Genomic DNA, 12,575 nt, shown 5'->3' on the forward strand with positions numbered 1-12,575 from the left:
CTACTTCTTATTCAGTTGGCTCCAATCCCATCATATTCAAATAATAGGCTAGATCTTTTTTACCGTTTGTTTCTTTAGGTGATTTCCCTTTAGGCGCATCCGGTCCTTTTGTTAAGAAGTTCTTTTCAATGAATCGAACGTCCGTCTCGTTTACTACTCCATCCTGATTCAGGTCATATGTTTGAATCTCAGGGTTTTCTTTACCGTAGTACTCAACGATATCCCGAACATCTTTGATGTCGATCAAGCTGTCACTATTCACATCTCCGGCAAGACTCATTTTGGTCCCTCCGGAAACGAACCTTCCATACTCTTCACCCTTCAATTCAAATCCAGGTACGAATTGAGTATAGGTCTTTAAATGTCCTGGGGTTTCCACTACGACATTGTATGTCTCAAGTGAAGCCGGAACACCATAGATGGTGTACTTCCCATTGGCAGCAATACTGCCTTCATATTTTTCACCATCCGGTGATAGGGCATATACCTCTGCTCCGATATTTTGAGCTACATTATTTGGTAATAGTAGATTGCCGCTATAACCTTTCTTTAAAAATGCTTCTGGTTTAATATTTCCTTCGATCCTTGAATGTTTGGACACGAAATCATAGGATGAAGTGCTGTAATATGGAAGAGTTACGGCAGCATCTTCACCGGCCTTTGTATAGCTTGACTTTGTGACATCCATTTTGTCAGCTCCATAAAACCAATCATCTTGAGTGACCTTGAACGTAACGTCCACAACAGGCATGTCACCACTCAAACCGGAATACCCTTCTCCATTCAATGCCGCTCCCAACGTAACGGTCTGGTAATATCCGGTACCGCTTACTACAGGATCCTGAAGGGATGCCTCAAGGCCATTTTCTTCTGCAAATGCTTTAAATTCATTATTTAGCTTTGCCGATTCGAATGAATACATTTCCCCTTTATACTGAATCGTGTACTCTCCGGAAATAAAATCTTTCACGTTATTCAAGCTCAGCGTCATGGTCACAGTATCGTCTAACCTGACTTCTTTCTTGTTGTAATCAGATGTTACATATTCAGTGCCCTCTTGTAAGAAGACATAATGTTGGTAATTGACATTCATTGCAATATCAGCACCGGCTAAACTTAATCTTAATGGTCCCTCTGCAATATCAGAAGGTTCGATTCCAAACTGAGTATCCCCTTCTGAATCCGCTGAAGGGAAACAACAATTGTAGTATGGACGGATGCCTGTTGCTATAAAGAATCTGTTTGATGATTGATCATAATTCATTCCTTTTGATTGCAAGACATCCACTGTTTCATCCTGCACATTTCCGTGGAGCCAGAATGCTGTCTTTCCAAACTCTTCTGTGTACATATCTTCACTGATTTCATACACATCTGGAGCTTTATCAAAAGTCACTTGTGGTTTTGAATTGTCGACGAAGACAGGAGTGTCGATCGTATACGTATTTCCTTCTTCATCATACCCAATGAACTCCATATCATAGTCCCCTTCAGGCAGATCAATGTATTGATCTGATATCGGGTTTTGTTCGTCATTTGTAAATGGATAAACGACTCCAGCAAAAACAGCAGGAATATAATACCTGAAGTCAGCCATTGCATTCGCTTGTCTGAGGGAAGCAATGAACCCAATAGCATCACCTGATTGTCCATCTTTTATTACTACATCTATCCTCGTCAGTGGATTTTTCATTTGAAATGCTGCTGAGATAAACGGATTGTAGTACTGCCACTTTGGTGTATTATTCGCAAGAGCAGGTCGGTCTGTTTCTAGATAGTCGAACCCTTTTCCGGTGACACGAATCGCAAATGGAACCTGATACGTTTCACCCGCATCACTTGCATTCGTCAGGTGAATATATCCTTCATATCGCCCTTCTTCTGCATCTTTCGGAACCGTGATCGTTGGTGAAATTCCTTTCGAACCGCTTGCGGCAACCGCTACACTCGTCGGAACATCTAACTGAATGCCATTTGCAGCTGAATCCTTGATTCCTGTGCGTTCATCATGATATTCGACTTCTACCGTGAAAGTCTTGTCTTCTTCACCATTATTCTCGAAAATCATGTTACTTTCTACTTTAATTCCATTATCATCTTTGTAGTGACTGCCGAATGAGATGGAAGCCGTCTCATCTTCAATCTCTACTTCTTCACCATTTCCGTCCAGATTTTTTGTTTTATCCATCACTTTGATGGATACATCGGCATGTACCGCATCATAGGCATCCACTCGTCCCGCTCCCTGCTCATATACGGATACGTCACCGTTCAAGTCTTCTGCTGTATTCATCAATGCTGCTTTTACATCAAATGGAGTATAATCAGGGTTTTCTGAAAGAATCAAGGCTGCTACACCTGCTACATGAGGGGTTGCCATGGATGTTCCCTGAAGGCGTGCATAGGCTGCAGAATAGTCTACCCCTTCTTCCGGGCTATTGATGTATTCAGGAATGGTTGAGAAAATCGCTACTCCAGGTGCCACAACATCCGGTTTAATATCATAGCTGCCACCTACAGGTCCTCTTGAACTGAAGCCAGCCAGATTGTCCCCTTCTGTTTTAACGCTTGCTAAATCCCCAAATGTGATGGAGACGTTATCTCCTAAACCTTTCAAACGCTCTCCATCTGCTTTTGTCATACGTAAGGTCGGGATAAATTCTGATCCCTCTCCTAAATAAGCAGGAATATTCCCGTCAACATTATTGTAGATGATGACAGCTTCTGCCCCTGCTTGTTTCGCGTGTTTCATTTTATCCACAAAGGTAATTTCACCACGTTGAATCAGGGCGATTTTGCCTGTTAAATCTTTTCCTTCGAAATCAGCTTCATAACCAAGTCCGGCAAAGACCACTGGTTTGGACTGATTTTCAAGAGAGGTTAAATCATCGGAAAAGTTCTTCCCCATTAATAAGACATTTTCAAATGTTTCTCCATTCACAGTCATGGATTGGAAGGTAGGGATATCCATGGCGAAATCACTTGCCCCAACCGTAATACCGAGGGCCGCTGCACCAGGGGATCCTAGTGTCCCTTCATCCGGACCGCTGTTTCCTGCCGCCACGACTGTCACCACTCCCGATAACATCGCGTTGTTCACTGCTACAGAGGTTGGATATAATGGATTGTTCGTAGACGCTCCTAATGAAAGATTGATGACATCCATTTCATCATCTATGGCTTTATCAATTCCTGCAAGGATCCCAGCTGTCGCTCCGGATCCATAGGGACCAAGAACACGATAGCCATAAAGGTCTACATTCGGTGCTACCCCTTTTACGGCGTAATCCACTGAATTTTGTTGGTCCCCGGCGATTGTTCCTGATACATGTGTTCCATGTTCCGTATAATAAGCAGAACCAGAATTTGGATTGATCTCAGGTAGACCGGAGTTCTTCCAATCTTCGTATGTGGTTTCCATCGGGTCATTATCGTTATCAACGAAATCATATCCACCTTGATATACATCTTTTAAATCAGGGTGATTATAATCAATTCCTGTGTCCAGTACTCCAACTTTAATTCCTTCACCCGTAATATGTTCATCATGAAGCTTGTCCACATTGATTTGAGGGATACTATCCATCATTTTAGATTCAGAAGCTCCAACTTCCGGAAGGTCAAGCTGAACGACTTCATCTTTCCATACCCGTTTCACGACACCAGAGTCCAGCAAACTCGCAATCTCATTTCCAGGAATGGACATCGCGACACCATTGATGGCTGAACGATATTCTTTTGTAATGTTCGCCTCTAGTAATCCAGGGCTTGCACTCTTTTTATTTTTCAAAGAGTTGAATGCTTGTTTAAAATCACTGTGAGATTTCTCTACTTTCAAAGCAGCTGCTTTCGTAGTCGTACGGACTCCTTTAGCCGCCTGCTTCATCACTTCCACTTTTGCAGGAGCCTGTTTGAATTCAACGATGACATCAACGAGCCCTTCACTTTCGGTATTGATATTCGGAGCGATTTCAAAATCCGGTTTCGCTTCGATCTGTTTGAGAGCATTTCTTTGCTCATCTGTTAGATTCATCAATGTTTTTTCTACATCTTTTACCTGTGTGAACTTAGATGTACCAGGCGCACTTTCTGCCATAACATTAAATGGAATTCCAGATGTTCCTAATAGACTTGTAGCCAGTGCAACCGTCAAGATCTTAGCTGAGCGCTTCTTATTCATACTCTTCCCCCTCTAATATTCATCCGTGGCACAGAAATGTTTACAACTTGTATTCTATCTCTCTCCCATTAGACTGTTAATTGGGAAAATTCTTTATATATTTCGACATTTCTCTCATGCTCTCAGCCACTTAAGGGATGAATTCTATTAACTTAAGACATCAGGACAGTTTGGATGTTGGGAAAGTTTTTCTTTAAGAAGTCATTGTGCCTATAAAGTTATATTCCTACTCCACTAAACAGGTATATCTTACTATTTATAGAGGGTGAATAATCCCAAATAAATTTCATGAAAACGTAAAAACAAGCAACCAATAACGGTTGCTTGTTTACATATTTCATTTATATTGGTTCATTGTGGTTAAAAATTAACTTTTTTAATAATTCATTGGATAATTGAAGATATTGATTGGAAGAAACTAAGTCTCCCTTTTCTTTAAAATATACTGCCAATCGTTCCGAGAAAGATGCGGACTTATATAGATCATATTGTTTCATAATTGGAAGACCACGGTCGATCAAGTAATCACTAAGACGTTTGTCATCCTTGATCGCATCTAAGTACAGCACCATCAATTCTATATATTTAACAGACTCTTGATCTTTAAAGTCTCTTAGATTCTCCTGTAAAAGAGTGATTGCGACCTCACTCTCTTCCAGGTCCAGCAATACTTGTACCATTTCTACCAATGTGCCGTAATAGCTCATTGTGTGTTTCTTTTTTAATTTTAGCGACTGGGAGAAATAGTCCAGCGATTCTTGTAGCCTTCCTTTCTTTCTGTTTAACAGACCGAAATTATGAAGAGCAGTAATTTTCGATTCGTTATCCTTTAACATCTCTGCATCGTTTAAGGCTGTATGTAGCAAATCTTCTGCACGTTCAAGATCGTTAATATAAATCAAGTTAGCCGATAACCCTATCTTTACATGAAGAATCCTTAATATGTTCCCTGTGTTCTGAAAGATTCTCAAAGCCTTATGCGAGTAATGAAGGGATAACGTGAAATGTTTCAATAACCCGTGATTGGCTGCTTTATAATAATGATAATCTGTCACTTTATCACTATATAGGTCGGCTTTATCCTCAATTTTATCAAAAATGGCAATCGCTTTGGAGTATTGTTGTTTTTGGCCATAATAGATTCCTTGAAAGAACTCCCATAAGTACTTTTCAAACGAAGAAAATTTGCTCATATTCTTTTTCAATCCAAGAGAGGCCTGTTCATATTCGGTTGGATTATGTGTGAATAATAAGTATCGAAGCATGTAAAGTTCATATAAGTAAACCATTTCCGTACATTGTATATAGTCTCTATGCCTTTCTAACTCCTGATACAGTCTTTCGGCATGATCTCGATGAAGTCTTTCAATCGCTTCAAAGAATTGAGCTAACTGACGTTTTAAATACAGTGTTTTAGCCGTTTCCTCTTCGATTGATACACCAAGTCGTTTACAAAGTAATTCTAACGTTTCCAGATTTCCTTCTTTCGAACTGTTCTCAATTTTACTTAAATGAGTGGTTGAACATATCCCCTTACAAAGCTGCTCTTGTGTTTTACTTTGTTTCTTTCGATGATAATAGATGATTCTGCCGATAGACATGGTTTCACTTCCCCCCTGTATATATCTATCATTATACATAGGAAATAGGTATCTTATAAGCTATTAACGATAAGTATTTATGCTTAAATAGGTGGATAAAAATATATAAATTATTAATAAATATACATTTTTACCTTATAAAGGTAAATACACTTAAGCATTGTTGCTCGTGGATATAGCGAGTGGTGGTTGATTTCCACTCCAATCAACTTTATAAGCGTAAGTGTTTCATTATAACCTTTCAAGAATACTTACACCAAATCTTTGCGAAAAGATACAACTAATAAGATAAATCCCTTCCAAAAATCGAAAGCTGACCAAGTATAGGAGCACGATTAGATTTCTCAAGTAAGGTTGATAAATAGAAAAAGAGAAACCCTCTTTAAAATAGAAAAGAAGGTTTCTCTACCTATCATCGATTTATTGTCGATCAAACAGCACACGACCAGCAATTCCCGGATTCGTCATTTCATAAGGATTCAGGATCAAATCAAGCTCTTCCTCTGTCAAAACATCATACTCAAGGCAAAGCTCTCTTACCGATTTCCCTTTTAAAATGGCTTCCCTTGCGATCCGGGAAACGACTTCATATCCTAAGTGGGGGTTCACCGCGGTGATGATTCCAACACTGTTTTCCACGTATTCTTTCATACGCGTTTCATTCGCTTCAATCCCGACAAGGCAGTTGTCCGTAAAGCTTCTGAACGCATTGTTCATAATGCTGATGGATTGAAGGAGATTGAATACGAGCACAGGCTCCATCACGTTTAACTCAAGCTGACCGGCTTCAGATGCCAAAGAGATGGTCTGATCATTCCCCATGACCTGGAAGGCTACTTGATTGATCAGTTCCGGCATGACCGGGTTCACTTTCCCAGGCATGATGGATGAACCCGGCTGTCTGGATGGAAGTGAAATTTCACCTAGCCCGGCACGCGGCCCAGAAGCCATCATCCGAAGGTCATTGGCAATCTTGGACATATTGACCATGCATACCTTCAATGCAGACGAAACTTCTGTGTAGGCATCTGTATTCTGAGTGGCATCGACGAGATGCTCAGCTCCAGTCAGTGGTAAGCCGCTGATTTCAGCCAGATGCTTCACAACACTCTTGATATATACAGGATCCGCGTTCAATCCGGTTCCTACCGCAGTGGCACCCATATTCACTTCATAAAGGTGATCCCGCGTTCGCGCGATGCGTTTGATATCACGTTCCACTACTCTGCTATACGCTTCAAACTCCTGTCCAAGCCGAATCGGAACAGCATCCTGCAGATGGGTACGGCCCATTTTAATGACGTGATCGAACTCCTGGGCCTTCTGCTTAAAGGCATTTAACATATGTTCCATGGTATCCAGAAGCTTCTCTAGTAATTTCAATGTGGAGATATGGATGACTGTCGGGAATACGTCATTGGTTGACTGTGACATATTGACATGACTGTTCGGGCTTACTTTCCCGTACTCCCCTTTGCGATGGGACATGAGCTCCAAAGCACGATTGGCAATGACCTCATTGGCATTCATATTGATAGATGTTCCTGCCCCACCTTGAATCGGGTCGACAATGAAGAATTCATGAAGCTTGCCTTCAAGAATCTCATCGGACGCCTGCACGATAGCTCTCCCGATTCCTTCGTATAAGCGTGTTGTTTCCATATTTGCAAGGGCAGCCGCTTTTTTTACGACCGCCAAGGCATCGATCATTTCTTTATGAATTTTATAACCAGTGATCGGGAAGTTCTCCACTGCCCTCAATGTTTGTATTCCATAGTATACATCTTCAGGTACTTCTTTTTCCCCGAGGAAATCTTTTTCTATTCTAAATCCACTCGCGACGTTTATCATTTCTCTACTCCCTGTATTCGGATTAGCTGTCTCTAATTGATGATTCTATCAATTAGAGACAGAGTAGGCAATGATTTAAGGGTAAAACCCATTAATTTCAAAGATTATGAAAAAAGCGCTTTCTCAGGATGGAAAGCGCTCTGTGTATTCAAAGTCAGTATGTTGATATGACCGCCCCATTTTTATGGATGAGAGTGACCAGTTGTCCGGATTTATTTTGATAATCCCCATATGTTCCATAGGGTACCTTTAAGACAAATTCTCCATTTTGATCTTTGAATTCAACAGAAAAGCTGTCGTCAGCACCTATGATTACAGCTTCTGTAACTTCGGCTTTCCCTGGGATGAAGAGATTCTGCCCTATCAGAACCATGTCCATTTTGAGCCCGTTTTCTCTTGATAATTCTTCAGCCTTTACACCATAGCGATGAGCTATTCCCCAAAGAGTGTCACCGGGAACAACGGTGTAATACTCACCGATTTGGGTTGAGCCTGCCGGTAAGGATAGCGTCTCACCCGTCTTGATCTCATATGAAGTCCTTTCATTGGTATGCATGATTTCTTCGACGGTTGTTTCATACTTCTTCGCCAAAGAGTATAGAGTATCTCCATTTTTAATCGTATATGGGTTATATTCTTTATGCTGTTTTCTATCAGGCACTAGAAGTTTTTGTCCTATGTAGATCTTATCCGATGATAGAATATTCGCTTCCATTAACTGCTCAACTGTCACCTCGTACTTCTTTGCAAGGCTATATAAAGTATCATTCTTCTTCACTGTATACTCAGTGCTGCATGCTCCTGCCTTCCCACCAGCCAATAGTAGTGCTGTTATCGTCCCTGCAGCAGTGGCAGCAGCAATCTTTTTATTTCTGGCTTTTGCCTTCTTTTTTCGTGCTTCAGCAATTCTTTGCTTTCTCTTGGTTGAAATCGTAGTCAATTTTACATCCCCCAATGTTCACTTTGTATGTAACCAACTCTATATCGTTCGAACAAATAGGGTATTTTTAAGGGTATAAAATAAAAATATTCCTATGTATCCATATATAACCAAACCTTTACTTAGTAAAGTCCCATCCCCATATTCCTAGAAGATGATCCCTTTATTTTATAGTTATTAGGATCTGACAGAACGTTCTACACAGGCCTAAATGCTCATATATTACCAGTGAAAAGGAGGAGGAATAAAATGGGTATCAAACTGATTAAAATTTCAGTCGTCTACTTTATGATCGGCGTCTGTATCGGACTATATATGTCCATGGTACATGACTACACCTTGGCCCCGGTTCATGTTCACATCAACTTATTAGGCTGGACCGCCCTGACGCTTGCAGGTCTTATTTATCACTTATTTCCGGCCGTATCTTCCACTAAATTGGCCAAAACTCATTTCTGGTTTCATAACGTTGGATTGCCCTTGATGATGATTGGATTATTCCTATTTGTACTTGGGAATGATGCTGTCGTCCCGGTCATTGCAACAGGCGGTGTATTGACAACAGTCGGTGTATTATTGTTTGGATATAATGTGTTAAAAGAATTAAAAGCCGCATAATCGGTTGGAGCAGACCCGAAGCCCCTACTTGAGGATTGGGGCTGCTCCATTATTTTTTAATTATTCTAAAATCACTCCTGCAGTATGTGTTGAAAGTGATACAATATAAGCGTATGACCATTTCAAATTTAGGAGTGATGTACATGTCGGTCAATGTTTATCTGAATTTTAATGGCAATTGCCGGGAAGCGGCTGAGTATTATGCAGAAGTGTTTGAAACGGAACCACCTCAAATCATGACGTTCGCTGAAGCACCACCACATCCTGACTATCCTCTCCCTGAAGAAGCCAAAAATCTGGTCCTACATACAAGACTCTCCATCGATGGCAGTAATGTGATGTTTTCAGATGTTTTTCCGAATATGCCTTTTGTGGAAGGTAACAACATCACGCTTGCCCTGGTAAGCGATGATACTGAAAAGCTGACGTCCCGCTTCCACAAGTTGAAAGAAGGCGGGAAGGTTGATATGGAGCTTCAAGAGACATTTTGGAGCAAGCTATACGGTCAAGTCACCGACAAGTTCGGTATACAGTGGCAATTCAATTATGAAGATAAAGAATAAACTGTAAGATTTATATGGGGGTTATAGAATTTTCCACGGAAAATGTCTATAACCTTCTTAATTTAGTAAATGTGTCGTTTAGCCTTTTTTCTCTTCCGTATGCATAAGATTATATAACCTTTCCGTTATCTCTTCTAACGCACATCTTGCTGACTCTACGGTACCAGCCATATTAACGAAACTATGGACCATATCTTCATAGTGTAGATGTTCAACATTTATCCCTGCCGTTCTTAATCTGTCGCCAAATACTATCGCTTCCTCCCTGAGGGGATCAAATTCAGCAGTAATTAGTAGTGTATCCGGCATTTTTTTCACGGATGGCGCTTTTAAAGGAGAAACATATACTTCCGACCCTTCACAAGGATCAGTCAAGTAATGCCCCCAGAACCATCTCATCTTTTCATTTGTGAGATTATATTGGTGATTCTCCCTGTAGGAGCGAGTATGAAAGTTATTGTCGAGTACTGGCGTAATAAGAAATTGCAGGTACAGATGATAGTCTTCACTATCCCTAAAATAAAGGGAAGCCGCTGCTGCCAGGTTCCCTCCCGAACTTTCTCCGCCAATCGCAATCCGCTTCAAATCCCCATTTAACCGTTCATGGTTCCGAAAGGTCCATTTTACGGATTCAATCACATCTTGAAAAGCTGAAGGATATTTATGTTCTGGTGCCAAGCGATAGCCGATCGATACGACAATGATAGAGGCATGCCGAGTGAAATACCTGCATAGATTGTCTGAGCTGTCCAAATCGCCAAAGACCCACCCACCCCCATGGCAATAAATAAGCACTGGAAAAGGTCCTTGACCACTTGGTGTATATACTCTTATTGGGATATCATGTCCTTCCCCTGAGAGAATGAAATCTTCTTCCACTTCACCCCCATCGACTGGAATCGAAATGAAAAATTCTCTTGCTATCTTATAATATTCCCTGGATTGTAAAGGGGTCAGTATATCCAACGGAGGGTGGCTAAGTTCCTTCATTTTCTCGCTGATTGTGTGTAGTAATTCTACTATTTGAGGATTGGGGGCTGCTGTCACTTTCATTTTATTAGTGCCCTCTTTACGTTCATAGACTTCAACCATTCCACCTGTACATCATCGGCCACTTTCTCCAAAACTGCTCCTCTTTCGCCCATTATTAATGAAGCTTTTTTATTATGTATATCAATCTCACCTACTACCTCTCCTCCCAATCTTTTTAGGATCGGAATAACAATTCGATTGCGTATATCAGGTTCTCCAATGATTCTGTTCATATCCTTATACTGATCAAATAAAAAAAGAATCATCGACCTGATAATCGAGAGGCCATCCTCTCTATTTAAATAATTTCTCGGCCCAATGAGTAAATGCATCCCAAGGTCCCCGATTTGATAATCATAAAGTTCTTTGACCGGATCCTTATCAACGGAATATGCAATCAAATAACAGACAGGTTCTCCATTCATCTCTCCAATAAATACTTCTTTATGCTCGGCATCAATAGACTTCCGGAGCCACTGTTCAAACTCGTGAAGTGGAAGATTCAGCTTCCAGAATGGAGCAATATGGGGTTGTTGCATCCACGTATACAATGTGGATAAATCTCGATCAAAATCAACATGACGATATAAAAAATTATCCGTTTTATTTCCCTTAATGATAAAAAATTCTGTTTCATCAACTTTCATCACTATCTACAACCCTTCTTCTACTAACTAAAACAACAATGATAGAGATAATTATAATGATAATGATTATCATTATCATTATAATATACAAGGATATTATATGGAAACTGCCATATACTTGTCAATCGATTCAACACCCTTCCAGATTCTTAATTTCATCATTAATTGGGTATTCCAACGCAAAAAAGAGGCTGCTGAACGATGTTCAACAGCCTCACATTATTAAATAAATATTTTAGTGCATATTGCTCAATACCCAGACAGATCCGGCGACGATGACGATCGCAATGAATGCCGCTGACATCATCTTCCCTACCTGCCATTTACCTTCACCTTCCGTTACGTGCATGAACATGAAGAGCTGGATAGCAGCCTGAATGAAGGCCAGAACGAATACAATCGATACAATAAGTCCATATGAAAGATTCGTATAAAGGCCAAACCATACGGCTAAGAACGTCAACGCAATCGATAAGATAAATCCAATGATCTGAGTCCAAGGAAGTCCACTATGATTCGTATTATGTGACATTATCCCACCATCCCTAATAAGTACACGCTTGTGAACACGAAGATCCAGACAAAGTCAAGAAAGTGCCAATACAAGCTTGATACAAATAGTTTTTTAGCGGTATCAGGATTCAATCCCCGTTTCTTCACTTGGAGCATCACAAGGATGATCCATAAGATCCCTACTGATACGTGTAGACCGTGCGTTCCTGTCAGTAAATAGAAGGATGACCAGAATGAGTTTGTCGTCATCGCTGCTCCTTCATGGATCAAATGGACGAATTCCGTGATTTCCATGTAGAGAAATCCTAATCCGAATAATAAAGTGATAATCAGCCAAACCATCATGGATTTGACGTTTCTTTTTCTTAATTCATTTATTGATAAACCAGACGTGAAACTACTGATCAACAGTAGTAATGTCATGATGATCGTATTCTTCATGTCAAACACTTCACTTGGAAGCGGGCCACCCATCGTACCGGTCTTCAGAGCAAAGAACGTTGCGAAAATAGTGGCGAATAATGCAATTTCCGCTCCAAGGAAAACCCAGAATCCGAAAATATTCAGTTTACCGATATCAGATTGATATTCAAGCGGCGCGTTTGGATCTATATTCGTACTATGTGCCAT

General features: G+C 40.5%; 10 protein-coding genes. 2 read left to right on the forward strand and 8 right to left on the reverse strand.

Features of this window, described 5'->3' with window-relative positions; translation table 11 throughout:
* Positions 1-7: 7 nt before the first annotated feature.
* The 4 genes from LCL96_RS20315 to LCL96_RS20330 form a co-directional block, all read right to left on the reverse strand.
* Positions 8-4,180 carry a S8 family serine peptidase gene (locus LCL96_RS20315; RefSeq protein ID WP_224944765.1) on the reverse strand — a complete coding sequence of 1,391 codons (4,173 nt, stop codon included), beginning with the start codon at positions 4,178-4,180 and terminating at the stop codon, positions 8-10.
* Positions 4,181-4,521: 341 nt separating this feature from the next.
* A complete protein-coding gene (locus LCL96_RS20320; protein WP_224944766.1) occupies positions 4,522-5,781 on the reverse strand; it encodes a helix-turn-helix transcriptional regulator in 1,260 nt (419 codons plus the stop codon).
* Between the two features lie 420 nt (positions 5,782-6,201).
* Positions 6,202-7,632, reverse strand: coding sequence for an aspartate ammonia-lyase (gene aspA, locus LCL96_RS20325; protein ID WP_224944767.1), 1,431 nt, complete (start codon positions 7,630-7,632; stop codon positions 6,202-6,204).
* 154 nt (positions 7,633-7,786) lie between these two features.
* Entirely contained in the window at positions 7,787-8,572 is a 786-nt protein-coding gene (locus LCL96_RS20330) for a LysM peptidoglycan-binding domain-containing protein (protein ID WP_224944769.1), read from the reverse strand.
* A gap of 249 nt (positions 8,573-8,821) precedes the next feature.
* Between LCL96_RS20330 and LCL96_RS20335 the strand changes: the two genes are divergently transcribed.
* Both LCL96_RS20335 and LCL96_RS20340 read left to right on the forward strand, forming a co-directional pair.
* Positions 8,822-9,190: a cytochrome-c oxidase gene (locus tag LCL96_RS20335; RefSeq protein WP_224944770.1), complete on the forward strand. Its 369-nt coding sequence runs from the start codon at positions 8,822-8,824 to the stop codon at positions 9,188-9,190.
* A gap of 143 nt (positions 9,191-9,333) precedes the next feature.
* Entirely contained in the window at positions 9,334-9,753 is a 420-nt protein-coding gene (locus LCL96_RS20340) for a VOC family protein (RefSeq protein ID WP_224944771.1), read from the forward strand.
* Between the two features lie 78 nt (positions 9,754-9,831).
* On the opposite strand, the gene LCL96_RS20345 is transcribed toward LCL96_RS20340, so the two are convergent.
* From LCL96_RS20345 to qoxC, 4 genes are all read right to left on the reverse strand, one after another.
* Positions 9,832-10,845: an alpha/beta hydrolase gene (locus tag LCL96_RS20345; RefSeq protein WP_224944772.1), complete on the reverse strand. Its 1,014-nt coding sequence runs from the start codon at positions 10,843-10,845 to the stop codon at positions 9,832-9,834.
* Positions 10,803-11,432 carry a GNAT family N-acetyltransferase gene (locus tag LCL96_RS20350; protein WP_224945085.1) on the reverse strand — a complete coding sequence of 210 codons (630 nt, stop codon included), beginning with the start codon at positions 11,430-11,432 and terminating at the stop codon, positions 10,803-10,805. The genes LCL96_RS20345 and LCL96_RS20350 overlap by 43 nt, the downstream gene beginning before the upstream one ends.
* A gap of 235 nt (positions 11,433-11,667) precedes the next feature.
* The gene (gene qoxD / locus LCL96_RS20355; RefSeq protein ID WP_224944773.1) at positions 11,668-11,964 is read right to left on the reverse strand and encodes a cytochrome aa3 quinol oxidase subunit IV; all 297 of its coding nucleotides are present in this window, start codon (positions 11,962-11,964) and stop codon (positions 11,668-11,670) included.
* Positions 11,964-12,575 carry a cytochrome aa3 quinol oxidase subunit III gene (gene qoxC, locus LCL96_RS20360; protein ID WP_224944774.1) on the reverse strand — a complete coding sequence of 204 codons (612 nt, stop codon included), beginning with the start codon at positions 12,573-12,575 and terminating at the stop codon, positions 11,964-11,966. The genes qoxD and qoxC overlap by 1 nt, the downstream gene beginning before the upstream one ends.

This window comes from Rossellomorea aquimaris (assembly GCF_020172085.1).
In the GTDB taxonomy this organism is placed as follows: Bacteria; Bacillota; Bacilli; order Bacillales; family Bacillaceae_B; genus Rossellomorea; species Rossellomorea aquimaris_E.

Excerpts from the sequence above, each read along its gene's own strand:
- qoxD (WP_224944773.1), bottom strand. The coding sequence starts at position 11,964 with ATGTCACATAATACGAATCATAGTGGACTTCCTTGGACTCAGATCATT.
- LCL96_RS20320 (WP_224944766.1), bottom strand. The coding sequence starts at position 5,781 with ATGTCTATCGGCAGAATCATCTATTATCATCGAAAGAAACAAAGTAAA.
- LCL96_RS20350 (WP_224945085.1), bottom strand. The coding sequence starts at position 11,432 with ATGAAAGTTGATGAAACAGAATTTTTTATCATTAAGGGAAATAAAACG.
- aspA (WP_224944767.1), bottom strand. The coding sequence starts at position 7,632 with ATGATAAACGTCGCGAGTGGATTTAGAATAGAAAAAGATTTCCTCGGG.
- qoxC (WP_224944774.1), bottom strand. The coding sequence starts at position 12,575 with ATGGCACATAGTACGAATATAGATCCAAACGCGCCGCTTGAATATCAA.
- LCL96_RS20345 (WP_224944772.1), bottom strand. The coding sequence starts at position 10,845 with ATGGTTGAAGTCTATGAACGTAAAGAGGGCACTAATAAAATGAAAGTG.
- LCL96_RS20335 (WP_224944770.1), top strand. The coding sequence starts at position 8,822 with ATGGGTATCAAACTGATTAAAATTTCAGTCGTCTACTTTATGATCGGC.
- LCL96_RS20340 (WP_224944771.1), top strand. The coding sequence starts at position 9,334 with ATGTCGGTCAATGTTTATCTGAATTTTAATGGCAATTGCCGGGAAGCG.
- LCL96_RS20315 (WP_224944765.1), bottom strand. The coding sequence starts at position 4,180 with ATGAATAAGAAGCGCTCAGCTAAGATCTTGACGGTTGCACTGGCTACA.